This window comes from Micromonospora sp. NPDC049107 (assembly GCF_040648595.1).
Taxonomy (GTDB): domain Bacteria; phylum Actinomycetota; class Actinomycetes; order Mycobacteriales; family Micromonosporaceae; genus Micromonospora.
Map to the genome: position 1 here is coordinate 259375 of NZ_JBEZEC010000008.1, position 26058 is coordinate 285432.

At 72.6% G+C, this 26058-nt stretch carries 16 protein-coding genes; 11 read left to right on the plus strand and 5 right to left on the minus strand.

Annotated elements, in window-relative coordinates; genetic code table 11:
• Nucleotides 1-28: 28 nt before the first annotated feature.
• From AB0B55_RS21250 to AB0B55_RS21270, 5 genes are all read left to right on the plus strand, one after another.
• A complete protein-coding gene (locus tag AB0B55_RS21250) occupies nucleotides 29-2893 on the plus strand; it encodes an EAL domain-containing protein (protein ID WP_357173190.1) in 2865 nt (954 codons plus the stop codon).
• 123 nt (nucleotides 2894-3016) lie between these two features.
• Nucleotides 3017-3322: an Asp-tRNA(Asn)/Glu-tRNA(Gln) amidotransferase subunit GatC gene (gatC, locus tag AB0B55_RS21255; protein ID WP_355052147.1), complete on the plus strand. Its 306-nt coding sequence runs from the start codon at nucleotides 3017-3019 to the stop codon at nucleotides 3320-3322.
• Between the two features lie 76 nt (nucleotides 3323-3398).
• Nucleotides 3399-4874 carry an Asp-tRNA(Asn)/Glu-tRNA(Gln) amidotransferase subunit GatA gene (gatA, locus tag AB0B55_RS21260; RefSeq protein WP_357127408.1) on the plus strand — a complete coding sequence of 492 codons (1476 nt, stop codon included), beginning with the start codon at nucleotides 3399-3401 and terminating at the stop codon, nucleotides 4872-4874.
• 13 nt (nucleotides 4875-4887) lie between these two features.
• Complete coding sequence (gene gatB / locus AB0B55_RS21265) at nucleotides 4888-6387, plus strand: Asp-tRNA(Asn)/Glu-tRNA(Gln) amidotransferase subunit GatB (protein ID WP_357127405.1); 1500 nt, start codon at nucleotides 4888-4890, stop codon at nucleotides 6385-6387.
• A gap of 115 nt (nucleotides 6388-6502) precedes the next feature.
• Nucleotides 6503-8860 carry a pyruvate dehydrogenase gene (locus AB0B55_RS21270; protein ID WP_357127402.1) on the plus strand — a complete coding sequence of 786 codons (2358 nt, stop codon included), beginning with the start codon at nucleotides 6503-6505 and terminating at the stop codon, nucleotides 8858-8860.
• A gap of 6 nt (nucleotides 8861-8866) precedes the next feature.
• Here AB0B55_RS21270 and AB0B55_RS21275 read toward each other — a convergent pair whose 3' ends face one another.
• The 3 genes from AB0B55_RS21275 to AB0B55_RS21285 all read right to left on the minus strand — a co-directional run bounded on the left by AB0B55_RS21275 (nucleotide 8867) and on the right by AB0B55_RS21285 (nucleotide 13537).
• A complete protein-coding gene (locus AB0B55_RS21275) occupies nucleotides 8867-10438 on the minus strand; it encodes a metallophosphoesterase (RefSeq protein ID WP_355052151.1) in 1572 nt (523 codons plus the stop codon).
• Between the two features lie 61 nt (nucleotides 10439-10499).
• Nucleotides 10500-11672 (minus strand): PQQ-dependent sugar dehydrogenase, encoded by a 1173-nt coding sequence (locus AB0B55_RS21280; protein WP_357127396.1) that lies wholly within the window; start codon nucleotides 11670-11672, stop codon nucleotides 10500-10502.
• A gap of 47 nt (nucleotides 11673-11719) precedes the next feature.
• Entirely contained in the window at nucleotides 11720-13537 is a 1818-nt protein-coding gene (locus tag AB0B55_RS21285; RefSeq protein ID WP_357127393.1) for a SpoIIE family protein phosphatase, read from the minus strand.
• 157 nt (nucleotides 13538-13694) lie between these two features.
• Between AB0B55_RS21285 and AB0B55_RS21290 the strand changes: the two genes are divergently transcribed.
• A complete protein-coding gene (locus tag AB0B55_RS21290; protein ID WP_357173195.1) occupies nucleotides 13695-14621 on the plus strand; it encodes a 2-hydroxyacid dehydrogenase in 927 nt (308 codons plus the stop codon).
• Between the two features lie 24 nt (nucleotides 14622-14645).
• Here the strand turns inward: AB0B55_RS21290 and AB0B55_RS21295 are convergent, their stop codons facing one another.
• Entirely contained in the window at nucleotides 14646-15038 is a 393-nt protein-coding gene (locus tag AB0B55_RS21295; RefSeq protein WP_357173198.1) for a PH domain-containing protein, read from the minus strand.
• A 171-nt stretch (nucleotides 15039-15209) separates the two neighbouring features.
• Between AB0B55_RS21295 and AB0B55_RS21300 the strand changes: the two genes are divergently transcribed.
• Entirely contained in the window at nucleotides 15210-17636 is a 2427-nt protein-coding gene (locus tag AB0B55_RS21300; protein WP_357173201.1) for a GGDEF domain-containing phosphodiesterase, read from the plus strand.
• Nucleotides 17637-17645: 9 nt separating this feature from the next.
• Here the strand turns inward: AB0B55_RS21300 and AB0B55_RS21305 are convergent, their stop codons facing one another.
• Entirely contained in the window at nucleotides 17646-18665 is a 1020-nt protein-coding gene (locus AB0B55_RS21305; protein ID WP_357173203.1) for a LacI family DNA-binding transcriptional regulator, read from the minus strand.
• Nucleotides 18666-18816: 151 nt separating this feature from the next.
• Here AB0B55_RS21305 and AB0B55_RS21310 point away from each other — a divergent pair, with 151 nt between their 5' ends.
• The 4 genes from AB0B55_RS21310 to AB0B55_RS21325 all read left to right on the plus strand — a co-directional run.
• Entirely contained in the window at nucleotides 18817-21255 is a 2439-nt protein-coding gene (locus AB0B55_RS21310; RefSeq protein ID WP_357173332.1) for a glycoside hydrolase family 2 protein, read from the plus strand.
• A gap of 241 nt (nucleotides 21256-21496) precedes the next feature.
• On the plus strand, nucleotides 21497-22852 hold the full coding sequence (locus AB0B55_RS21315; RefSeq protein ID WP_357173206.1) for a tetratricopeptide repeat protein: 1356 nt from the start codon (nucleotides 21497-21499) through the stop codon (nucleotides 22850-22852).
• A gap of 33 nt (nucleotides 22853-22885) precedes the next feature.
• Nucleotides 22886-25147, plus strand: coding sequence for a CHAT domain-containing protein (locus AB0B55_RS21320; protein ID WP_357173208.1), 2262 nt, complete (start codon nucleotides 22886-22888; stop codon nucleotides 25145-25147).
• Nucleotides 25144-26058 (plus strand): tetratricopeptide repeat protein (locus tag AB0B55_RS21325; protein ID WP_357173211.1); only part of this gene is annotated, 915 nt, incomplete at its 3' end. The genes AB0B55_RS21320 and AB0B55_RS21325, both read left to right, overlap by 4 nt.

Sequence of the window (26058 nt, forward strand, 5' to 3'; positions counted from 1 at the left end):
ACACGTCGACAGTTCCTCGGGAGGTGTGATGGAGGTCGCCGACCCGCGCAACTCCCTCCCACCTGGGCGGGTGGCGCCGTTCGCCACCTTCGTCGTCGGCATCCTGGTGGTGGCGGCGCTGACCATCGCTGGTCCACTCACGACGCTTCCCGGGGAGCTGTCCCGGCTGCCGGTGGCGTTCTGGACGATGGCCGCGCTCGCGGTGATCTGCGACGCGCGTCCGTTCGTCCCGCCCGGGCGACGGCAGACCTCGGCGGTCTTCCCGTCCACCTGTTTCACCTTCGCGATCCTGCTCGGTTGGGGGCCAGGCCCGGCGGTGGCGGTGCAGGCCCTCGGGGTGATCGTCTCCGGCTGGCGGATGGGCAACGCCGCCTGGCGGACGGCGTTCAACGTCGGCCAGTACGCCTGCGCGCTCGCCGCCGCGTACGGGGTCGTCCAGCTCGGACCGGGCACCATCTTCTCCGGGGGACGCCTGCACTGGACCGACGTGGTCGCCGTCGGCGGCGCGACGCTCGCCTGGTTCTCGGTGAACTACGCGCTGGTGAGCTGGGCCGTACGACTGCGCTTCGGCGGCCGCTGGTGGCCCACCGTCCGCCAGGGCGTCGGTTTCGAACTGCTCTCCACCGGCTCGCTGCTGCTGCTCGCGCCGGTCCTCGTCGCCGCCGCCCGGCTCAGTGCGGCGCTGATCCCGCTGGTGCTGGTGCCGCTGTTCGCCGTGTACCGGATGGCCCGGTTGACCGTCGAACAGCAGCACCTCGCCGCCGCCGACCCGCTGACCGGTCTGCCGAACCGAAAGGCGCTGCTGGCCGAGGTGGCGGAGCAGGTCCACCTGCACGCCGAGCGGACCGCCCGGGGCGAGCCCGGCGGACATCTGGCGCTGCTGCTCATCGACCTGGACCGCTTCAAGAACGTCAACGACGCGCTCGGGCACGCGGTGGGGGACCGGCTGCTGGTCGAGGTCAGTGCCCGACTCGCGGACGTGGAGCCCCGACCGCAGATGATCGCCCGGCTGGGTGGGGACGAGTTCGCCATCGTGATGACCGGGCTGTCCGACGTCGGTCAGGCGCGTGAGCTGGCCGACCGGGTGGTCGGGGCGTTGGCCGAGCCGGTCCCGTTGGACGGGTTGCCGCTGGACGTCGGCGGCTCCATCGGGATCGCCCTCTTCCCCGAGCACGGTGAGGACTTCGCCACCCTGATGCGCCACGCCGACGTGGCGATGTACGACGCCAAACACCGCAACGACACGGTCGCCGTGTACGCCCCGGAGTCCGACCACAACTCGGCCGAGCGTCTCGGGCTCCTCGCCGACCTCCGACGGGTGCTCGAATCCGGCTCACCCGCCGTCGAGGCAGATCCCACGGCCGAGGCGGGCCACGCGGTCGAGGCGGGCCACGCGGTCGAGGCGGGCCACGCCGTCGAGGTAGATCACGCGGTCGAGGCGGGCCACGCGGCCGAGGTAGATCACGCGGTCGAGGCGGGCCACGCGGTCGAGGCAGGTCACGCCGTCGAGGTAGATCACGCGGCCGAGGCGAGCCACGCGGTCGAGGCAGGTCACGCCGACAGGGCGGATCGCGCGGCCGAGGCAGATCACGCCGACAGGGCAGATCACGCCGACGAGGCGGGGCATGCCGTGGACGCCGCGCGGGCCGTATCAGCGGGCGAGGCCGCGCCTGCCCGGCACGCCGAGCGGGGTGGGTCGGAGCGGACGGCAGACGTACCCCTCGCGGTGGAGGCCGAGGTGCGCGGCGGTGACGGCGCCGCGCTGCCGGCCGGGACCGCGCCGGTGATCGCCGCGCCGTCGGTGACCGGCGGGCGGTGGTGGGGTCGCCGTCGGCGTGCCGGCGACGAGGTGGCGCACGCCGATGAGTTGATCAATCGGATCGCCACCGGGGCCGATCCGATCCGGGGCCGCAACAGTCGCGCGACGATTCCCGGTACCCGGCCCGGTCCGAGCCGGGACCGGCGTTCCGGCGGTCACGGGCGGCGCTCGCCGAACGGTGGCGCGCTGTCCGCGGTGGGCGACCGCCGTCCGGGGCGCGACGGCGGGTCCGCCACGGGCGGGCGGACGATCGGGCCGACCGGGTGGGCGCGCGACGGTGGGCCGGTCGACGACGCCGGTGAGATCACCATGTACTACCAGCCGCAGATCGCCATCGCGACGGGCGAGGTGGTCGGCGTCGAGGCCCTGCTGCGCTGGCGGCATCCCCGCCGGGGCATGGTCGACCCGGAGGAGCTGATCCGGGTCGCCGAGCAGAGCGCGGTGATGCGGCTGCTCACCCGGCGGGTCGTTGACGACGTGGTGGAGCAGCTCGCCAAGTGGTCGGCGGCCGGGATCGGGCTGCGCGCCGCGCTCAACGTCAGCGTGCGGGACCTGCACACCGGCGAGATCGCCGACCAGATCGCCGACCGGCTGGCCCGCTACGGGGTGCCGGCCGAGCGGCTGCAACTGGAGATCACCGAGGGCGCCCTGATGGCCGATCCGCGTCGGGTGCTGGCGACGATCACCCGGTTGCACCAGATCGGGGTGGCCATCGCGCTCGACGACTTCGGCACCGGCTACTCGTCCCTGCAGCACCTGCGCCGGCTGCCGCTGTCCGAGGTGAAGGTGGATCGCTCGTTCGTGCTGGGCATGGCCGAGGACGCCGACGACGCGGCGATCGTCCGCTCGACGATCGAGCTGGCGGGGGCGTTGGGCCTGCGGGTGGTCGCGGAGGGCGTGGAGGACGAGCGGACCTGGCGGATGCTGTACGCGGCCGGCTGCGACGCGGCCCAGGGGTGGTTCTACGCCCGTCCGATGCCCGCCGAGGAGCTGGTCACCTGGCTGGCCCGCTACCGGCCGGTGCGCCCCAGCGGCGGCCCGGAGACGGACGCCGGCCGCCGGCTGACGCGCTGACCCACCCGAGCAGTCGGCGCGGGGCGCGGAACAATAGACTCGCTCCGGTCACCGCGCGTCACGCTGCACCCGTCGCGCGGCCGGCACACCGCCCGACCAGCAGGACATCAGAAGGGGGCACGGATGGCCGCCATCTCCCGCGAGGAGGTCGCGCACCTGGCGCGCCTGTCGCGGCTCGCCGTCACCGAGGAGGAGTTGGACACGTTCGCCGGCCAGCTCGACGTGATCCTCCAGGCGGTCGCCCAGGTCGGCGAGGTCGCCGCCGCGGACATCCCGCCGACCTCACACTCGGTGCCGCTGACCAACGTCTTCCGCGAGGACGTCGTCACGCCGTGCCTGACCCCCGAGGAGGTGCTGTCCGGTGCGCCCGACGCCGAGGAGCAGCGGTTCCGCGTACCCCGGATTCTGAGCGAGGACGTGGCGTCATGAACGAGCGTCAGCGAGCGAATCATCGGTGCAGTGCCGTGGTGTCTCGTGACGTCACGGAGCGAAGCGGAGTGACGGCATGAGCGATTTGACCAGAATGACCGCGACGGAGATCGCCGCCCTGGTTGCCGGCGGGGAGACCTCCGCCGTCGAGGTGACCCAGGCGCACCTGGACCGGATCGCCGCGGTCGACGACCGGGTGCACGCGTTCCTGCACGTGGACAGCGAGGGCGCGCTCGCCGCCGCCCGTGCCGTGGACGTGCGCCGGGCCGCCGGTGAGGAGTTGGGCCCGCTCGCGGGCGTGCCGGTCGCGGTGAAGGACGTGCTCGCCACCCGTGGCGTGCCGACCACCGTCGGCTCGAAGATCCTCGAAGGCTGGCGCCCGCCGTACGACGCGACGATCGTGCAGCGACTGCGCGACGCCGGCACGGTGATGCTGGGCAAGACGAACATGGACGAGTTCGCGATGGGCTCCTCCACCGAGTACTCGGCGTACGGCCCGACGCACAACCCGTGGGACCTGAGCCGCATCCCGGGTGGTTCGGGTGGTGGCAGCGCCGCCGCGCTGGCCGCGTACGAGGCGCCGCTGGCGATCGGCTCGGACACCGGTGGCTCGATCCGCCAGCCCGGCGCGGTTACCGGCACCGTCGGGGCGAAGCCCACCTACGGCGGGACCTCCCGGTACGGCCTGGTGGCGTTCTCCTCATCGCTGGACACCCCCGGCCCGTGCGCCCGTAACGTGCTCGACGCCGCCCTGCTGCACCAGGTGATCGGCGGGCATGACCCGCGCGACTCGACGTCGATCCCGCAGCCCGTACCGGACGTGGTGGCGGCGGCGAAGCTCGGCGCGACCGGCGACCTGACCGGCGTACGACTCGGCATCGTCAGCGAGTTCGTCGGCGAAGGCACCGAGCCGGGCGTGATGACGGCGTTCCGCGAGTCGGTGGACGCGCTGACCAAGATGGGCGCCGAGGTCGTCGAGGTCTCCTGCCCGACGTTCGCGTACGCGCTGCCGGCGTACTACCTGATCGCCCCGAGCGAGTGCTCCTCCAACCTGGCCCGGTTCGACGGCGTCCGGTTCGGCCTGCGGGTCGGCGACGACGGCAACCGGTCGCTGGAGGAGGTCATGTCGCTGACCCGCGAGGCCGGCTTCGGCCCCGAGGTCAAGCGCCGGATCATGATCGGCACGTACGCGCTGTCGTCGGGCTACTACGATGCGTACTACGGGCAGGCGCAGAAGGTCCGTACGCTGATCACGCGGGACTTCACCGCCGCGTTCGAGCGGGTCGACGCGCTGATCTCGCCGACCACCCCGTTCACGGCCTTCCCGATCGGCGCGCGCACCGCCGACCCGTACCAGATGTACCTGGCCGACCTGTTCACCATCCCGACCAACCTGTACGGCGGGCCGGGCATCTCGGTGCCCTGCGGCCTCTCCGAGGGGCTGCCCGTGGGCCTGCAGGTGATGGCCCCGACGATGGCCGACGACCGGATGTACCGGGTCGCGGCCGCGCTGGAGTCCGCGGTCGGCACGTTCACCCCACCGGCACTGTGAGGCAGGAGCCCAGATGACGACGACGCTGCCCGCGTACGACGAGGTCGTCGCGCGCTACGAACCGGTGATCGGCCTGGAGACCCACGTCGAGTTGGGCACGAACACCAAGATGTGGTGCGGCTGCCCGACCGACTTCGGCGGCGAGCCGAACACCCGGGTCTGCCCGGTGTGCCTGGGCCTGCCCGGGTCGCTGCCGGTGGCCAACAAGGCCGCCATCGAGGCGATCATCCGGATCGGTCTGGCGTTGAACTGCTCGATCGCCGAGTGGTGCCGGTTCGCCCGGAAGAACTACTTCTACCCGGACATGCCGAAGAACTTCCAGATCAGCCAGTACGACGAGCCGATCTGCGTCGACGGTTACCTGGACGTCGAGGTGAACGGCGAGACGGTGCGGATCGAGATCGAGCGGGTGCACCTGGAGGAGGACACCGGCAAGACGCTGCACGTCGGCGGTGCCACCGGGCGGATCCACGGCGCGACGGAGTCGCTCGTCGACTACAACCGGGCCGGCATCCCGCTGGTCGAGATCGTCACCAAGCCGATCACGGGCACCGCTGCGCTCGCCCCCGACGTGGCCCGAGCGTACGTCGCCGAGCTGCGCGACGTGATCCGTACGCTCGGTGTCTCGGACGTGCGGATGGAGGAGGGTTCGCTGCGCTGCGACGTGAACACCTCGCTCAACCTGCCGGGGCAGGAGTGGGGCACGCGCACCGAGACCAAGAACGTCAACTCGCTGCGGTCGGTGGAGCGGGCGGTCCGCTCGGAGATGCTGCGGCAGGCGTCGGTGCTGGACGCGGGCGGCCGGATCACCCAGGAGACCCGGCACTTCCACGAGGACACCGGCGACACCACGCCGGGGCGCTCGAAGGAGACGGCGACCGACTACCGCTACTTCCCCGAGCCGGACCTGGTGCCGGTCGCCCCGGATCCGGCCTGGGTGGCTGAGCTGAAGGCCGCCCTGCCGGAGCTGCCCCGGGTGCACCGGCGTCGGCTCCAGGAGCAGTGGGGCCTGTCCGACCTGGACATGCAGTCGGTGCTCAACGCGGGCGCGGTCGAGCTGATCGAGGCCACCGTGGCCGCCGGCACCACCCCGGCGGCAGCCCGCAAGTGGTGGTTGGGCGAGTTGTCCCGCCGCGCCAACGAGAGCGGTGTGGAGCTGGCCGATATCGGTGCCACCCCGGCCCAGGTCGCCGAGCTGCAGGGCCTGGTCGACGCCGGCAAGCTCAACGACAAGATGGCCCGCACGGTGCTGGAGGGCGTGGTCGACGGTGAGGGCTCGCCCACCGAGATCATGTCCAGCCGGGGCCTGGAGGTCGTCTCGGACACCGGCGCGCTCACCGCCGCCGTGGACGAGGCCATCGCCGCCAACCCGGGCATCGCCGACAAGATCCGCAGCGGCAAGGTCGCGGCGGCCGGCGCGCTCGTCGGCGCGGTGATGAAGTCGACCCGTGGTCAGGCCGACGCCGCCGCCGTCCGCACGCTGATCCTGGAGCGCCTGGGCGTCCAAAGCTGATACCCGTTGTTAGGAAGGGCCCCCTCCTATGCACCAGGCGTTAGGAAGGGGCCCTTCCTTGCACCCCTCTGCACCTTCTGCTGCGGCGTCAACGGCGACGCCCGAATGGAGCACCGTGAACGAGCACGACCTCGATGTCCTCGACGAGATCCAGCGGCGGGTGCTCTGGCTCGCCACCCGGATCGTGGATGCCGCCAACCACGACCGGGCCACCGGCGACGGCGTGAAGGTCGGCGGCCACCAGGCGTCCAGCGCCTCGCTCGTCACGGCGATGACCGCGCTCTGGTTCGCCCACCTGGACGCCGAGGACCGGGTGGCCGTCAAGCCGCACGCCTCCCCGGTGTTCCACGCCATCCAGTACCTGCTGGGCAACCTGGACCGGTCCTACCTGCCCCGGCTGCGGGCCCGTGGCGGCCTCCAGTCGTACCCGTCGCGCACCAAGGACCCGGACGAGGTGGACTTCTCCACCGGGTCGGTCGGTCTGGGCGCGGCGGCGCCGCTCTTCGCCGCCGCCACCCGCCGGTACGTCGACGCGCACTTCGGCGCCCGGCCGCACTCCCGGTTCGTGGCGTTGATCGGCGACGCCGAGTTGGACGAGGGCAACATCTGGGAGGCGGTCGCCGACCCGGCCACCACCGGCCTGGGCAACGTCATGTGGCTCGTCGACTTCAACCGGCAGTCGCTGGACCGGGTGGTGCCCGGCATCCGGATCAACCAGTGGCGGGGGCAGTTCGAGGCCGCCGGCTGGCACGTCGTGGAGGTCAAGTACGGCCGTCGGCTCGCCGAGGCGTACGCCCGGCCCGGCGGCGGGGCGCTGCGCGACTGGATCGACGCGATGCCCAACGAGCAGTACCAGTCGCTGTTCGGACTGGCCGGCGACACGTTGCGCAAGCAGTTCCTGGACGGCGCGCCGGCCGGCATCGCCGAGCTGATCGAGGGCGTCACCGACGAGGACCTCGGCCCGCTCGTCACCGACCTGGGCGGGCACGACCTTCAGGCGATGCTCGACGCCTATGCCCAGTGCGACGCGGTGACCGACCGGCCCAGCGTCGTCTTCGCGTACACCGTCAAGGGTTGGGGGTTGCCCATCGCCGGCAATCCGCGTAACCATTCCGCGCTGCTCAGCACCGAGCAGGTCGACACGCTGCGCGCCGCGCACGGGTTGACCGCCGAGACCGAGTGGGACCGCCTCGACCCGTCGTCGCCGGCCGGCGTCCGGGCCGGCGCCCGCCGGGAGGCGCTGTCCCGCGCGCCGCGCGAGCGCGCGCTGGGGGTCACCGTTCCGCAGAGCACGGGAGTACGCGCCAACAAGCCGATCTCCACCCAGGAGGTGTTCGGTCGGGTGCTGGTGGACCTGGCGCGGGACCGGGAGGTCGGCCGTTACCTGGTCACCACCGCCCCGGACGTGGCCACCTCCACCAACCTCGCCGGGTTCATCAACAAGACCGGCGTGTTCGCCCCCACCGAGCAGCGTTCCTGGACCGAGGACCGGATGCTGCGCTGGACCGAGAGCCCCACCGGGCAGCACATCGAGCTGGGCATCTCGGAGATGAACCTGTTCCTGCTGCTCGGTCAGCTCGGCCTCTCCTGGGACCTGTCCGGTCAGCCGCTGCTGCCGGTGGGCACGGTCTACGACCCGTTCGTGCTGCGGGGCCTCGACGCGTTCCTCTACGGCACGTACTCCGGTTCGCGATTCGTGGTGGCCGGCACGCCGTCGGGTATCACCCTGGCCCCCGAGGGCGGCGCCCACCAGTCCACGATCACCGCGTCGGTCGGCTTGGAGCTGCCCGGGGTGACGTTCGTCGAGCCGGCGTACGCGGGCAGCCTGGACTGGCTGCTCTGCGACGCGCTCGGGCAGATCGCCGGCGGGGCGACCCCGGCCGCGACCGCCGCCCCGGCCGAGGACGGCGCGTACTACTTCCGCCTCAGCACCCGTCCGCTGGACCAGACGCCGTTCGAGGCGGCCCGGGCCCGGCTCGGTGACGCGGTGCTGCGCCGGCAGGTGGTCGCCGGGGCGTACCGGCTCGTCGACGCGCACCAGGCGTACCCGCACCTGGCCGACGCGCCGGTGGTGCAGCTCGCCGGCTCCGGCGCGGTGCTGCCCGAGGTGTTGGCCGCCGCCGCCGAACTGGCCGAGGAGGGCATCGCCGCGCACGTGGTGGACGTGACCAGCCTCGACCGGCTCTACCGGGCCTGGCAGCGCACCCTGCGGCAGGGCGTGCGCACCGCCACCGTGCCGAGCGTGCCCGGCGCGCTGCGGTCCGCGTTCGCCGACCGGGTGCCGGTGGTGACCGTGCACGACGCGGCCTCGCACGCCATGGCCTGGCTCGGGTCGGCGCTCGGCGCGCCGGCGGTGCCGCTCGGGGTGGACGAGTTCGGCCAGTCCGGCAGTGTGGCCGACCTGTACGAGCTGCACGACCTGCTGCCCGGCAGCATCGTCAACGCCGCCCTGGCCGCCCTCGCCCTGCGCTGACCGGTCTCAGCGGGTCGGCGTCGGGGTGACCGAGGCGGGCGCGCCGGCGCTCGGGTCCTGCACGATGTGGCGTTCCAGGTTGACCTGGGCCTGACCGGTGCCGCCGACGGTGATGTCGTCGTACGCCTGGAGCATCTTCTGCTGGTCGAAGTAGAGCACCGTCATCGACAGCGGGGTGGGCTTCTCGCCCTCCAGACCGCGCAGCCCGGCCCCGCCCGTGGAGCCCTCCACGAACAGGGCGGTCGGCTGCTGGCCGGGGGCCTGCGGCAACTTGGAGACCTGCCGGGCGTGCGTGTGCCCGGCCAGCACCAGTGGGCAGGTGCCGGCGAGCGGCCCGGCCGACGCCGGGTCGTGCACGAGGGCGATGTTGACCGGCCGCGGCGAGTTGCGGATCGTCGCGGCGAGCTGCTCACCCGCGCCGATCACCTGGTCGGCCACCTCCTGGGTGAGCCCGCTGCCGGCCGGTGAGGTGTTCTTGTCCGGGGTGAAGCGCGGGTCGCCGATGCCGGCGATGGTCAGGCCCGCGACCGTGGTCGTCGAGTTGTTCAGCACGATCGCGTTCGGCTGGCGGGCCACGGCGGCGCCGGTCTTGCCCGAGTCGTGGTTACCCCGGATGAACACGTACGGCTTCTTGAGCAGGCTGATCGAGCCGACGAACGACGCCTCCGGCTCGCTGCCCCAGTCGGTGATGTCGCCGGTGTCGATGACCACGTCGATGCCGAACTGCTCCACCACCGTGCGGATGAGCTGCCAGCCCGTCGGGTTGAGGTGCATGTCGGAGACGTGCAGGACCCGGGTGGTGCCCGGCGCGGGATCCAGCACCGGCAACGCGGACACCGTCGTGTAGAGCTGACTGACGTTGCCGACGATGCGTTGCAACTGCTCGGCGTACTTGGTGTAGTCGTTGGCGATGCGGCGGGCGTCGCCGACGATCGCCGGCGCGTTGACCAGCAGGCCCTCGTAGCGTGGCTCCTCGATCGCCTGCGGGCGCAGCGTCGCGGCGGCCGTGCCGAGGCTGCCGGCGGTGACCAGCAGCGCCAAACCGCCGGCCCAGGCCGTACGGCGCACGTCCCGGAAGACCAACGCGGCCAGGATGAGGGTGACCAGCACCGCCGAGGCGAGGGTACGCAGACCGAGCCGCATCACCCCGGAGCGCACATCCTCCACGGCGCTCTGGCTGGCCCGACTGATGCTCGCCGGGTCGTCCAGCAGCGCCTCGGTGCGCCCTTGGTCGAGCGCGCCGAGTCGCACGGTGAGGTGCGTCGGCCCGCTGTGGCTGTCGAGCAGCAGCGCGCCCAGCGGCGGCACGTCGATCGTCGTCCCGCCGTCGGTGGCCGGCGAGAGGGTGAGGTTGGCCCGGAACGGCCCGATGTCGGTGTTCACCCGACCGCCGGCCAGCACGCCGAGCGCCGCCCCGGCCAGGGCCACCACCAGCACGGCGAGGATCATGCCCGTGCGCCGCACCGGACCGCCGGGGCGGCCGATCCGTCGGCGGGCCGGGCGCGACGGCTCGCCGCCGGTCACCGGGTCGTCCCGGCCCTCGGCGTCGCCGTGCTGCTCGTCGCGTTGCCCGTCCATGCTCAGATTCTGACCTGCCCGTCGAAGGATCTTGGCAAACCTGGGCGGAAGGTGACGCAGGTCAGCTGCGGCCGCCGTCGCCGCCGGCGAAGACCACCCGCAGGAGGCGGTCGTCGTCGGCCGCCGGGTCACCCCGCCCGTCGTGGTTGGAGGTGCTCACCCAGAGCGAGCCGTCGGGCGCGGCGGCCACGGCGCGTAGCCGCCCGTACCGGTTGGTCAGCAGCTCGCTCGGCTGCCCGAGCAGGGTGCCGGTGTCGGTCAGCTCCATCACCCACAGTCGCTTTCCGCGCAGGCAGCCGGTGACGAGCAGCCGGTCCGTCGCGGCCAGCCCGGAGCAGGACGCGTCGGACGTCGCCCACTGCGTGATCGGGTCGGTGTAGCGCCTGTCGCCGGCCCGCCCCTCGACCTCCGGCCAGCCGTAGTTGCCGCCCTTGGTGATCTGGTTGATCTCGTCCCAGGTGTTCTGGCCGAACTCGACGGCGTACATGCGCTTGGCCGCGTCCCAGGCGAAACCCTGCACGTTGCGGTGGCCGAAGGACCACACCGGCGAGCCGGGGAACGGGTTGCCCGGCGCGGGCTTGCCGTCGGCGGTGATCCGCAGGATCTTGCCGCCGAGGCTCTTGGTGTCCTGCGCGTTGGGCCGCTCTCCCGCGTCACCGGTGCTGACGTAGAGCTGCCCGTCCGGCCCGAACCCCAGCCCGCCGCCGTTGTGCACGTTCGCCTTCGGGATACCGGTGAGGATCGGGGTGGGCTGCCCGCCGATCTGCAGGCGGGCGACCCGATTGTCCTGCTCGGCGGTGTAGTAGACGAAGACCGTCCGGTCCTTGGCGTAGCCGGGGGACACGGCGATGCCGAGCAGGCCGCCCTCACCCGCCGCCGCCACGTCGTTGATCGTCTGCACGACCCGGACCCGCAGCCCGTCCGGACCGGACTCCGGGCCCACCTGGAGAATCCGGCCGGTGTCCCGCTCGGTGACCAGCGCGCCGCCGTCCGGCAGGAACGCGATGGCCCACGGCACCCGCAGTCCCTTGGCCAGCACGGTGGTCACCGCCTGCTGGCCCGCGCCGCCGGCGTTCGGCGACGCCGACGGGGTCGGCAGGTTGGGTGGCTCGCCCGCCGGATCGGGGTCCGGCTCGCCGAAGCTGCAACCCGAGGCGAACAGCAGCGCCGCGCAGGACGCCGCGAGGACCGCCCGGAGGCGGCGGACGCGAGGGTACGGGGGACGGGCTCTCACCCGGCCCAGGGTAGCCCGCCGGACGGTCCGGCCGAGGTCCACCGCTCTCAGCGGGCTCGGACCGCCAGCAGCGCCGTATCGTCCTCGCGGTGGTGGATCGACGCGAGCAGCAGGTCGCACAGATCGTCCAGGGGCATCGTGTCGGTGCCGGTCAGCCGGCCCACCAGCTCGGCGAGCCCGTCGTCGATGGACCGGTCCCGACGCTCGATCAGCCCGTCGGTGTAGAGCAGCAGCGTGTCTCCGGTGGCCAGGCCGGTCGAGTGGCTGGTACGCGGCGTGGGCCGGGCCAGGCCGAGCAGCGGCTCGGGCGTCGCGTCGAGGACTTCCACCGCACCGCCGGCGCGGACCATCAGGGCCGGTGGGTGCCCGGCGTTGGACCACGTCAGCTCACGGACACCGGAGCGTTCGGGGCCGATCCGCACCAGCGTGGCGGTGGCCGCGATGGGCAGCCGCAGACCGCGGATCGCGTCGTCCAGGTGGCGCACCAGCGCCCCGACCTCGTCGTGCCGGCCGAACGCGTTGCCGCGTACCAGGTTGCGGAGCTGACCCATGGTCGCGGCGGCCTCGATGTCGTGCCCGGCCACGTCCCCGATCGCCGCGATCAGGTCGCCGTCGGGCTGCACGAAGGCGTCGTACCAGTCGCCGCCGACCTCCACCCGCTCGGCGGCCGGCTGGTAGCGGGCCGCCAGCTCCAGCTCCGGCACGAGCGGCAACCGCGGCAGCATGCTGTGTTGCAGGACCTCCGCGACGTGCCGCTGTTCCCCGTACATCGAGCTGTTTCCGATGGCCTGCCCCGCGCGGCGGCCGATGTCCACGGCGGTGAGCAGGTCGCGGTCGTCGAACTGTTGGCGGCCCGGACTGTTGACCAGGGTGATGGCGCCCAGCACGGTGCCCCCGGCGGCCCGCACCGGCACGCTGAGGTACGAGGCGATGCCCAGCCGCTCGGCGATCACCGGCAGCTCCGGGTCCGTGGTGCCCCGGGCCACGTCGGCCGGCGACGCCACCCCGCCGAGCCGGGGCTGGCCGGTCCGCAGCACCGCGCGGATCGCCGACTCCTGGTTCAGGCCGGTCCGCAGCAGCGCGGCGAAGCGGTCGACGTCCGGCGTCCGGGCCTGGTCCTGGTGCGCCGCGACGACCTCCCGGGGCTGTCCCGTGGGCCCGGCGAGGATGAGCAGGCACCAGTCGGCGAGCACCGGCACCATGGCGTCGGCGAGCCGGCGCAGCGACGTGCCCACGTCCAACGTGCCGGCCAGGGTCTCGCTCACTCCGGCCAGCAGTTCCAGGCGCTCGTGCGCCTGCACCACCCGACGACTTGCCTCCTGGGCCCCGTCCAGCGCGATCCGCAGGCGCAACTCCGACGAGCAGGCCGCCGCCAGGTCGGACAGCGTCCGCAGTTGTCGGGCGGTCCACGCCCGGGGCTTGTTGTCGATGGCGCAGAGCGAACCGAGCACCCGGCCGGAGAGGTCGGTCAACGGCATCCCGGCGTACGCGACGACGCCGAGGTCGTCGATGGCGAGGTTGTCGCGTACCCGGGGGTAGAGCCGGGCGTCCGGCAGCACCATGGGCACCTCGATGTCCACCACGTGCTGGCAGAACGAGTGGCTCAACGGGGTCTGCCGCCGCTGCGACCACGGCTCCGGCAGACCGACCGCGCCCGGGAAGAACTGCCGGTCGGCGGAGACCAGGGAGACCAGCGCGACCGGCACCTCCAGCAGATCGCTGACCAGCCGGGCGAACCGGTCGAACGCCTCGTCCGGGGCGGCGTCCAGCCCCGTGTCGGCGAGCGCGCGCAGCCGCGCCGCGTCGCCGAGCGCTCCGGGTGGAGCGGTCGATCGCCGCGCGCTGGCGGGGGAGCCGTCGGTCATCGAGCACCTGTCTGCCTAGGCGGAGGCCGACCTGCCCTCCGATCCGTGGTTTATACCTCGTCGCTGCCGGCCGAAAACCGGTGTGTTGCGTCTCGCCCGGGGCGCGGTTCCGGCGTGCCCGCGCCGGCCGCCGTGGCGACGGCTATCGTCGGCGGACGTGAAGGTATGGATTCCGCACCACGCTGGCCTGGACCTCGTTGGCGAGCTGCCGCCGGGCGTGACGGTGGAGGTCGCCGAACGCGCCGACCGCCTGCCGTCCGCCGTGGCCGACGTCCGTTTCTGGGTGCCGCCGTTCCTGAGCGGTTCGGATGCCACCGCTCTGCTGGGTGAGCTGCCCGACCTGGCGGTGGTGCAACTGCTCTCCGCCGGGGCCGACGCCTGGGTGGGTCGGGTGCCCGACGGGGTCACGCTCTGCGACGCCCGGGGGGTGCACGATCCCTCCACCGCCGAGTGGGTGGTCACCGCGATCCTGGCACAGCTCCGGGCGTTTCCCGCCTTCGCCCGCGCCCAGGGACAGCGGCGGTGGGCGTACGACGGCAACGCGCCGACCGACGAGCTGACCGGCAAGCGGGTGCTGATCGTCGGGGCCGGCTCGATCGGCACGGCGGTGCGCGACCGGCTCGCGCCGTTCGGGGTGAGCTTCACCCTGGTCGCCCGCAGCGCCCGGCCGGAGCAGTCGGTGCACGCCGTCGCGGAGCTGCCGAGACTGCTGCCCGACGCCGACGTGGTGGTGGTGCTGGTGCCGCTCACCGACCAGACCCGTGGTCTGATCGACAAGGATTTCCTGGCCGCGATGCCCGACGGGGCGCTGCTGGTCAACGCGGCCCGAGGTCCGGTGGCCCGTACCGACGCGCTGGTCGCCGAGCTGGCCACGGGCCGGATCTCGGCCGCGCTGGACGTCACCGACCCGGAGCCGCTGCCCGCCGAATCTCCGCTGTGGACGATGCCGAACGTGCTGCTCACACCGCACGTGGCAGGGTCGGTGCGGGGGCTGCTGCCGCGTGCGTACCGGCTGGTCGGCGAGCAGGTACGGCGGTTCGCCGCCGGTGAACCGCTCGTCAACACGGTGGTCGACGGCTACTGAGAGCTGGCGGGCGGGAGCGGCCGCCTACGCGCCGGGCGTCTCGGCGGCCTCGTCCGGCATCCTCTGGCCGGTGGCGGAGACCAGGCGGGGCAGGTCGGTGCCGCGTACCGCCGGCAGGACGACCTGCTGGCCGTCGTCGAGCCGGGCGACGGCCCGTCCGCGTGCGTCGGTGGCGAACTCGACGACGTGGTCCCAGCCGATCCGGCGTTGCCCGAACAGCGCCCGCAGGCGCAGCTCCCGGGGGTCGGCGTCGGTGCCGGCCCGCCAGGCCCACACCCCGACGCCCAGCGGGACGAGCAGCACCGGCAGCAGGTACGCCCGGGCGTTCGCCAGCGGCAGGGCGCCGATGAAGGCGATGACCGAGGCGACCAGGATGGCTTGGTTGAAACGGAAGCGGACCGTGTCGGGCGTACTCACCCCGCGATGATCCCACCCCTGGTCGGGCGGGGTCGCGGCGGGCGGTGTCACGGGTGTCCGCACGCGTACAGTGACACGGGTCACTGCTTCGTGCCGATGGCCGATGCGTAACCAATCCGGTCGCCGGTCGTTTCCCAGTGTTGGGCAGCGGACTCGCAACATCCGCCGCCCGTGCCACCGCAGCACCACCCGCACCATCCGCACCATCCGCACCGCCGCACCGCCCCGTGCCCCCTCACGAAGGCGACCGCCGTGCTCTTCGCGTACCCGTTCCGTTTCCTCGTCCCCCGCCGGGCGGCCCCGGAGGCCGCCGTGTCCACGGCCGTGGCGCTGCTCGTCCTCGCCGGTGTGGCGGGGATGGTCCCGACCCCGGTGGTGATCGCGTTGGCCGGTGGCGCGGGCGCCACCCTGGCCGGCGTACGACTCTCCCGGCTGGCCGCCGGTCGGCCCGCACCGCCGTCGGGCGGTTACCCGGGCCGGGCGGGGCTGGTCCTGCTCGACGCGGCGGTGGTGGCGGCCGGCTGGTTCGCGGCCGCCCTGCCGCTGGTCGACACCCGGCAGCGCGCGGTCGCACTGCTCGGGTGGCTCACCGTCGCGGTCCTGTCCGTGGCCGGGCTGCGCGGGCTCCCGGCACGGACGCCCTCGCCGACCCGATTGCGGGAGTTGGTCGAGGCGACCGGACCGACGATCGGTCTGACCCTTGCCGGGTGGTTGCTCCTGCCCGTGGACACTCTCCCCGCCCCGGCCCGGCTGCTCGCGGCGCTGGTGTTGGCCGGGTTGGGCATCGCCGCGCTCAGCGCGTTCACCGGCGCCGGGCGGCGCTCGGGCCACGCGATCTGCCGGGGCGGCCTCCTGCTCACCCTGGTCGGTCTGGCGCTGTTGACGATCCTGCCGCCCGCCTCGTCGGGGCGCGCGCCACTCCTGGCGGTGCCACCGCTGGTGCTCGGCATGCTGCTGACGGCCCTGGGCGCGACATCGGCGGTACCGTCGGCCAGCTCGACGCCGCCGTCCGGTTCACCGGCCACGACCTGGCCACGGGCGGTTCTCCCGGCCTCGGTGCTGCTGCTCGCGGCGGGCCTGCACCTCGGCTCCGGTCGCACTCCGGACCGGACGAGTCTGTTGCTCGCCCTGGCGGCGGTGCCACCTCTGGTCCTGCGGGAGCTGCTGCGCGGCGCTGACGGTGGCGTCCCCGAGCGGCCCGCCGCGCACCGCCGGGCGGCCGACCACACGGTCCGCCGCCGGGAGTCGCAACCGCCGTGGCAGGCCCCGACGACCGATTCGTGGACTCCTGCGGCCGACGTCGACGCGACCTGGCCCGAAACGGGTGTCTCCTGGTCGCGCCATGGTTTCGGCCCGGCCGGCGAGGGGCCGGGGGACCGGGCGGCCCTGCTCGCCGCCCTCGCCGCGATCGGCGACGTGCCCGCCCCGGCCGGTGCGCTGCTGCTGGTGGAGCTGCACGGCATCGAAGGGCTCGGCCCGGTGGCCCGCGAGGACGCGCTTGCCGAGGCCGCCCTGCGGGCACGGGCGGTGGTCGCGTCCGGCGATCTGGTGACCGCCTGCGCCGGCCACGGTTTCGCGGTGGTCACCGGCGCGGGGCCCGTGCTGGCGTACGCGCTGGGCACCCGGCTGCTGAGCACGCTCACCTCGCCCTACCGGTTGGCCGGGTCGGTGCTGCGCGTGCAGGCGAGCATCGGGCTGGCCGAGGTCAGTGGCGCGGGGCCGGCCGACGTGCTTCGTCAGGCCGAGCTGGCACGGCGGCGGGCGGTGCAGCTGGGCCGGGACCGGGTCGAGTGGTACGACGCCTTCCTGGAGGAGCAGCTGGTCCGTCGGCTCGACCTGGAACGCGAGTTGCCGGGCGCGGTCGCCCGGGGCGAACTGGACCTGGTCTACCAGCCGGTGCTCGACCTGACCGACCGTCAGCCGGTGGGCGCCGAGGCGCTGCTGCGGTGGCGTAGCCCGGTGCTCGGCACGGTGCTCCCGGGCGAGCTGCTGCCGGTCGCCGAGGACCTGGATCTGGTCGGCGAACTGGAGTGGTGGGTGCTGGACCGGGCCTGCCGGCAGTTGGCGGCCTGGTCGGCGGGCCCCCGGGAGCTGTGGATGGCCGTCAACGTGACCACCCGCGAGCTGACCACGCCCGACTTCGTGCAGCGCGCCGCGGCGGTCCTGGCCGCGTACGGGGTGCCACCCGAGCGTCTGGTGGTGGAGGTGGCCGAGCCGAGGGTCGCCGCCGACCTGTCGACGGTGGTGGCCCGGCTGGCGGGCCTGCGGTCGTTGGGCGTACGCACCGCGCTCGACGACTTCCGGCCCGAACACGCCTCGCTGGCCCACCTGCGCCGGCTGCCGATCGACCTGCTGAAGGTGGGGCCCGATCTGGTCGGGGCCGAGCCCACGGGGCAGCCGCCGCTGATCGACGTGGTGGTCAACGTCGGTGAGCGGTTGGGTGTGGAGATCGTGGCGGAGGGGTTGGAGTCGCCCACCCAGGTCGAGGGTGCCCATCGGGCCGGCTGCCGTTACGGGCAGGGTTTCGCGCTGTCCCGTCCGGCGACCGCCGAGCGCGTCGAGGCGTACTTCGAGGAGTTTCCCTCGGCGTACCGGTGATGAACCGGTTCACCTGTCCCGGGGTGGTGCCGTGCTGCCGCGCGGGGTCAACTGCGGTGTCTCGTCCCGCAACCGGGTCGCCGGCTCGCCCGCGATGACGCCGAGCAGGTGGCGGGCCGCGTGCGCCCCGTACGCGGAGATGTCGCGGCCCAGGGCCGTCAACGGCGGGTGCACCAGCCGGCACAGCGGCGAGTCGTCCCAGGCCACGATGGACAGGTCGGCCGGCACGGTCAGGCCCATCTCCTGGGCCACCGAGAGTCCCGCGATGGCCATCACGTCGTTGTCGTAGATGACCGCGGTGGGCCGGGAGGTGGCGCTGAGCAGTCGTCGGGTGGCCCGCCCGCCCTCCTCGCCGGTGTAGTCGGAGAAGACGGTGACCGTGTCGGAGAGGCCGAGACGCCGGCACACCGCCGCGAAGGCGTCGGTACGGATCTGGGTGTGCCGCAGGTCGGGCAGGCCGGCGACCCGGGCGATCCGGCGGTGCCCGAGCGCGACCAGGTACTCCACGGCCTCGGTCAGCGCCGCCGCGTCGTCCGAGAAGAGGCTGGCCAACTCCCCGGTGCCGCCCGGCCCGCCGATGACCACGGCCGGCAGGCGCAGTTGTTCCAGGGCGGGGATGCGCTCGTCGTCGGTGCGCAGGTCGCAGACGAGGACCCCGTCCACCCGGCGCTCGCCCCACCACCGCCGGTAGACGGCGATCTCGGCGTCGTGATCGGCCACCACCTGCAACGTCAGCGCGTACGAGCGGGCCGACAGTTCGGCCTCCACACCGCTGATCAGCGCCATGAAGAACGGTTCCACGCCCAGCGTCCGCGCGGGGCGACACAGGGCCAGGCCGACGGCCCGGGCGGTGGCGGCGGAGAGTGCCCGCGCGGCGCTGCTCGGACTGAACCCGATCTCGGTGGCGATGGCGAGGATGCGCTGCCGGGTGGCCTCGGAGACGCCGGGCTGCCCGTTCAACGCGTACGACACGGCGCCCTTGGACACCCCCGCCCGTCGGGCGACGTCCGCGATTGTCGGCCGCTTCACCGCGTGCTCCTTAGCGGTTCAGGGGCTTTGACACCCCGGAGGTCGGATCGTACGGTGGCTGAGCTTATCCGGTTCAGCTAACGTCTCGATCACGAAGGTGCGGTGAATCGTGAGCCGACAGGCCCTGCACGACGGCTGGACGCTGCGGGCGATGTCCGACGTGGACGTGCCCGCGGAGGTCGCCGACCGGACCGTACCGGCGACCGTGCCCGGGTGTGTCCACACCGACCTGCTCGATGCCGGGCTGATCCCCGACCCGTACCTCGACGACAACGAGTCGTCGCTGGCCTGGATCGGCCGCGCCGACTGGCGTTACCGGACGACCTTCCGTCCGCCGGCCGGCGACCACGACCGGATCGACCTGGTCTGCGGCGGCCTGGACACCGTCGCCACCGTCAGCGTCAACGGCGTTGAGGTCGGCCGCACCGAGAACATGCACCGCGGCTACCGGTTCGACGTCCGCGCGCTGCTGCGCGCCGGCGACAACGAGCTGACCGTCGCGTTCGACTCCGTGTACCGCTACGCCGAGGCGCAGCGCGACCGACTCGGCGACCGACCCAACGCGTACCCGGAGCCCTTCCAGTTCGTCCGCAAGATGGCCTGCAACTTCGGCTGGGACTGGGGGCCGACACTGGTCACCGCCGGAATCTGGCAGGACATCGGCCTGCACGCCTGGTCCACCGCCCGGCTGGCCAGCGTCCGTCCGCTGGTCACCCTCGACGGCCGCGACGGCCGGGTCGAGGTGCACGTCGAGGTCGAGCGGGTCGCCGACGTCCCGCTGACCGTCCGGGTCGCCGTCGGCGGCGTCCGCGCCGAGGCCGTCGTCGAGGCCGGCCAGCGCACGGCCGTGCTGACCCTCGCCGTCCGCGAGCCCACGCTCTGGTGGCCCCGGGGGTACGGCGAACAGGCCCGCCACCTGCTGGACGTCACCCTGCACGCGCCGGACGGCGACACCCTGGACACCTGGTCCCGGCGGATCGGCTTCCGCTCCGTCCGACTGGACACCACGCCCGACGAGCACGGCACCCCGTTCGCGCTCTCGGTCAACGACGTGCCGGTCTTCGTCCGGGGCGTCAACTGGATCCCCGACGACGCGTTCCCCACCCGGATCACGCGCGACCGGCTCGCCGACCGGTTCGACCAGGCCGCCGCCGCCAACGTCAACCTGCTGCGCGTCTGGGGTGGCGGCCGGTACGAGTCGGAGGCCTTCTACGACCTGGCCGACGAACGCGGCCTGCTCGTCCAACAGGACTTCCTCTTCGCCTGCGCCGCGTACCCCGAGGAGGAGCCGTTCGCCACCGAGGTGGCCGCCGAGGCCGCCGAGCAGGTGACCCGCCTGACGCCGCACCCGTCGCTGGTGCTCTGGACCGGCAACAACGAGAACATCTGGGGCTGGCACGACTGGGGCTGGCAGGAAGCCCTGGCCGGGCGCACCTGGGGACGCGGCTACTACCTCGACGTACTGCCCCGCACCGTCGGCGAGCTGGACCCGACCCGCCCGTACTGGCCGGGCAGCCCCTGGTCGGGAAGCGAGACCATCCACCCGAACGACCCGGCGCACGGCACCACCCACATCTGGGACGTGTGGAACACCGACGACTACCCGAAGTACCGCGAGTACGTGCCGCGCTTCGTGGCCGAGTTCGGCTACCAGGCGCCGCCCACGTACGCCACGCTGCGACGCGCGCTCAGTGACGAACCGCTCGCACCCAACTCGCCGGGCATGGCCCACCACCAGAAGGCGGCTGGCGGTGACGCCAAGCTCCAGCGGGGCCTCGACGCCCACCTGCCCGTACCGGCCGACTTCGACGACTGGCACTACCTCACGCAGCTCAACCAGGCGCGGGCCATCCAGCTCGGGGTGGAGCACTTCCGCTCCCACCGCGACGTCTGCGCCGGCACGATCGTCTGGCAGCTCAACGACTGCTGGCCGGTGACCTCCTGGTCGGCCGTCGACGGCGACGGCCGCCGTAAACCCCTGTGGTACGCGCTGCGCCACGCGTACGCCGACCGCCTGCTCACCGTGCAACCCCGCGACGGCGGGCCGGCTGGTGGCGGTGTGCTGGCTGGTGGCGGTGGGTTGGCGCTGGTCGCGGTGAACGAGACCGGCGAGGCGTGGACCGTGCCGGCCACGGTCACCCGCGTCACCCTCACCGGGGAGCCGAGGGCGAAGACCTCGGTCCACCTCGACGTCCCGGCGTACTCCTCGGTCGTGCTGGCGCTGCCGGCGGACCTGGCGCGGCCGGACGAGAGCCGCCGTGAGCTGCTGGTCGCGGAGGCCGGCGGCACGGCGGAGCGTGCGCTGTGGTTCTTCGCCGAGGACCGGGACGTGCCGTGGCCGACGGCGGCCTGGGACGCGACGGTCGAGCCGGTCGACGGCGGCCAGCGGGTCGGGGTGACCGCGCGCACGGTGCTGCGCGACCTGACCCTCTTTCCGGACCGGTTGGACCCGGCGGCCACTGTGGACGAGGCCCTGGTCACTCTGCTGCCGGGTGAGTCGACCACGTTCACCGTCCGGTCCGAGGCGCCCCTGGACCCGGCGTCCCTGACCACCCGCCCCGTGCTCCGCGCGGTCAACGACCTGACCTGACCTGACCTGACCCCGGTCCCACCCCACCCTCCCGCCGATCTTGCGGTTTCTGTTGTCGACATGGGGTGAGATACCCCTTGTGTCGGCACCGAAAGTGCAAGATCGCGGGGAGTGACGGTCCCGGTGGCCGCGGTGGCGGGCACTGGTGTCGGATCCTGGACTGTCCTGGCGGCAGCGGGGGTGGCGTTCAGCGCCAAGAATGGTGACCATCCATCGGCGGACGGGCCCGGGAGGTGCTGGGTTGACGGACGGACCACACCCGGCGGCCGACGCCCGGCCGGCCGGGCAACCGGGGTCGCCGACGCAGGCGGTCGCCCGGTGGGCGGAGGTGCACCGCCTGGCAGTGGCGGGCCGGGAGCCGGAGATCGCCCGGGACGTCGGTGACCTGGTGTCGAGGGCGTGGGTGCGCCGGTCGCGGTTCGCCGACGTGGCGGCGCTGGCGACGGCGACCCTGACTCTCGGCCCGGACGCCGACGCCTACTACCACCTGGGGCACGCGCAGTACGTGACGGGACAGCCCTGGAAGGCCCTGGCCAGTCAGGAGCAGGCCCTGCACCTGTACCGCGAGGCCGGCGACCGGAACGACGGGGCGGGCACCCTCAACAACATCGGCGCCACGTACGACCGGCTCGGGGACGGGGAGCGGGCGCTGGCCCACTACGAGGAGGCGCTGGCGATCGCCCGCGAGGTTGGCGACCGGGACGGCGAGGCGGGCACCCTCAACAACATCGGCCATCTGCACGACCGGCTCGGGGAGTGGGACGACGCGCTGTCCTACTTCGGGCAATCCCTACCCATTCAACGCGAGGTCGGCAACCGAGAGGGCGAGGCGGCCACCCTCAGCAACATCGGCTTCGTGTACGACAACCAGGGCGATCGGGAGCGGGCGCTGGCCCACTACACGCGTGCCCTGCCCATCCAACGCGAGGTTGGCGACCGGGTCGGCGAGGCGGTCACCCTCAACAACATCGGCTACGTGTACGCCCGGCGCGGGGACGGGGAGCAGGCTCTGATCCACTACGCGCAGGCCCTCCCCATTCGGCGGGAGGTCGGCGACCGCAACGGCGAGGCGGCCACCCTCAACAACATCGGTCTCGTGCTCTCCGATCGGGGGGATGGGGACGGGGCGCTGTCCTACTACACGCAGGCGCTGCCCATCGCCCGTGAAGTCGGTGACCGGTTCGGCGAAGCGAACACCCTCAGCAACATCGGCCTCGTGTACGCCCGGCGCGGAGACGCGGAGCGGGCGCTGTCCTACTACGGGCAGGCGCTGTCCATCGCCCGTGCGATCGGTGACCGGCTGGGCGAGGCGAACACCCTCAACAACATGGCGTCGATTCGACTCCAACAGGGCGATCTCGTTGGCACGAAGGACATGTTCACCGAGGTTCTCGAGACCCTCCGCATCGTCGGCGACCGTAGGTCCGAGGCGACGGTCAGCGCGAACATGGCCCTCCTGCTGCTGAAGATGGCGCACGTGGACCAGGCCACCGGGTACCTGCGTCGCGCGGTCGTTCTGGCCGAGCAGACGAATCATCCAGAGCTGGACCGGTTCCGAATGATCCTCGCTCAGATAGCGCAGACCGGAGCACGGTGAGCGATGGGGACTGCGGCTGGGAAGGAGACCACTGTGGCGGGTGACCTGAACACCCATGAGCTGGAGATCTTCGAGCGGACATCGGACTACTCGGAGTTGCGGCTGTCGACCGGTGGGGAGCGGCCCAAGACCCGTGGGCTGGACCAGGCCGCCATCGACCAGTTGATCGAGCGCGTGGATCGCCACTACAGCCAGCACTCAATCGTCCAACAGGTCTTCGGCTCGCCGCAGCTTCGCGATCTCGGGACGCGGCTTGCCACTCTCCTCGACGGTGACGAGCGGTGGTTGACACCGATCCTCCAACAGCCTCCCGGCGCCACGCTGCGGATCACCGGCGCGGGACGACTACGGCACCTGCCCTGGGAACTGCTCGCCGCGGACGGTGCGCACCTCGCCATCTCCGGCTCGGCGCCGCTGTTGCCGGTGCGGGCCGCGGGCAACGACACCGTCCGCAGGGGCCTGATCGGTCCGGCCAACCGGCCTCTGCGCGTGCTGTTCATGGCCACCTCCCCCGAGGGCGTCGAACCCGAACTGAGGTACGAGGCCGAGGAGGCCGCGATCCTGGAGGCCACCGCCCGCACCGGCGCCGAACTGGTCGTCGAGGAGAGTGGAACGCTGGAAGGGCTGCGCCTGCTCACCCGGGACTACGGCGCGGGATACTTCGACGTCCTGCACCTGAGCGGCCACGCCACGATCAACCTGGATGGCAAGCCCGTCTTCCTGATGGAGGACGAGTTCGGCGCGCGCGTCGACGCCAACGCCGACCAGATCGTCCAGGCGATGGCCGGGCACTGGCCCCGCCTGATCTTCGTCTCCGGCTGCCTGACCGGGAACGCTCCCCAGTCCGGCGCGTTCCCCTCGATGAGTGAGAGCCTGGTCGACGCCGGCGCCCCCGCCGTGCTGGGATGGGCGCTGCCGGTGAGCGACCTCGCCGCCACCGAGTTCGCCGCCGAGCTCTACCGGTCCCTGGCGGACGGGGTGCCCCTCGACCGGGCCATCGTCGAGGCCCGGCAGCAGCTGTACGCGCGCCAGCACGGTAACTGGCACCTGCTGCGCGTCTACGCCGACCGATCGCCACTCGCCCCCGTGGTCACGCCCCTGCACACCAGGGGGCGTGCGCGGACCCGGATCCGCCCCGCCGAGCAGGATTTCCTGGACCCACAGACCCACCTGTCCCGGGTCGCCCCCCGCGCCGCTTTCGTCGGACGACGGCGCGTCATCCAGCGCTGCCTACATACCCTCAGAAGCCCTACGGGCAGCGCGGGCGCGGCCCTGATCCTGCAGGGCATGGGTGGTCTCGGCAAGAGCAGCCTCGCCTCCCGGCTGCTGGAACGCATGCCCAACCACCAGCGTGCCGTCTGGTACGGCCGGGTCGACCTGACCAGCTTCCGCGACCTCGCCACCAAGGTGTCATTCCCCATCCTGGAACAACAGGTCGAGGCGGACCGGCTGCTGGCCAACGACGAGGCGCCCCTCGTCGTACGCCTCCGGCACCTGCTCGACGTCGACGGGCCACTCGGGCAGACCGCCTGCCTGTTCGTCTTCGACGACTTCGAGGAAGGCAACCTCGACGAGCGCGACGGCGGGCACGTGCTCTCGGCCGAGCTGGCAGAGATCCTTCCGGCCTTGCTCAAGGCCATTCGCGAGACCGGCAGCCCCAGCCGAGTGGTGATCACGAGCCGCTACCGCTTCCCGACCCCGGCCGGAACCGCCGTGGTCGAGTCGCTCGAAACCCTCAACCCGACCGAGCAGGCCAAGAAGCTCGCCAACCTGCCGAACCTGCGTCCGCGCTCCTCCATCGACCCGGACATCCGTGAGCGCGCCGTCCAGGCCGCGGCCGGCAACCCTCGCCTGCTCGACTGGCTCGACCTGATCGTCGGCGACGGCACCCTCGACGTCGACGGTCTCATCGGTGCCATCGAACGGGAGACCGACAAGTTCCGCCGCGAAACCATCCTCGCCAAGAACCTGCTCGGCTCGCAGGACCGGGAACTGCAACGGATGCTCGCCAAGGTCAACGTCATCGAACTGCCCGTACCCGCCGAGACCGTCCGGGCCGTCCACGACCACCCCGACGCCGACCGGCACGTCGAGCGTGCCGTCCAACTCGGCCTGCTCGAAGAGGGCACCGACCCGGAAACCGGTCATCCCCGGTACTTCGTCTCCAACGTCCTGCGCCCGCTCATCCGTCCTCTGCTCACCGACGACGAGTACGCCCAGGCCTGTGCCGCCGCGGCCCGCAGCCTCTACAACATCTGGGTCGTCGACGCGGCGGTATCCGGGTCCACGTCGTGAACACCCAGGCGCGATGGGTGGAGGTACACCGGTTGGCGGTGGCCGGCGGGGAGGCGGAGATCGCCCGATACATGGGAGAGCTGGTGTCGAGTGTGTGGCTGCCCCGGTCGCGGTTCGCGGACGTGGCGGCGCTGGCGACCGCCACGTTGACGCTCGGCCCGTACGCCGGCGCATTCTTCGACCTGGGCCGGGCGCAGTCCGCGACGGGCCAGCACCAACTGGCCCTGGCCAGCTTCGAACAGGCTCTGCGCCTGTATCGCGAAGCCGCCAATCGTCGCAATGAGGCGGTCACCCTGAACAGCATCGGCGTCGTGTACGACCGGCGCGGGGATGGTGATCGGGCGCTGGCGCATTACGAGCAGGCTCTGCTCATCAAGCGAGAGGTGGGTGACCGGGCTGCTGAGGCGGCCACTCTCTGCAACATCGGTGGCCTGTACGACATGCGTGGGGATGGTCGGCGGGCGCTGGCCTATTACGAGCAGGCTCTGCCTACTCAGCGGGAGGTGGGGGATCGCCCCGGCGAGGCGACCACCTTGAACAACATCGGTGCCGTGTACGAGAGGCTCGGTGATGCTGAGTGGGCGTTGGCCTACTACGAGCGGGCTCTTCCTATCCAACGGGAGGTGGGTGACCGTGCTGCGGAGGCGGTCACCTTGAGCAACATCGGTGCCGCCTACGAGAGGCTCGGTGATGCTGAGCGGGCGTTGGCCTACTACGGGCAGGCTCTTCCCATTCGTCGGGAGGTGGGTGATCGTCCTGGCGAGGCGGTCACCCTTAGTAACGTCGGTGCCGTGTATAGCCAGCTCGGGGATGGCGAGCGGGCGTTGGCCTACTACGGGCAGGCTCTTCCCATTCGTCGGGAGGTGGGTGATCGTCCTGGCGAGGCGGTCACCCTTAGTAACGTCGGTGCC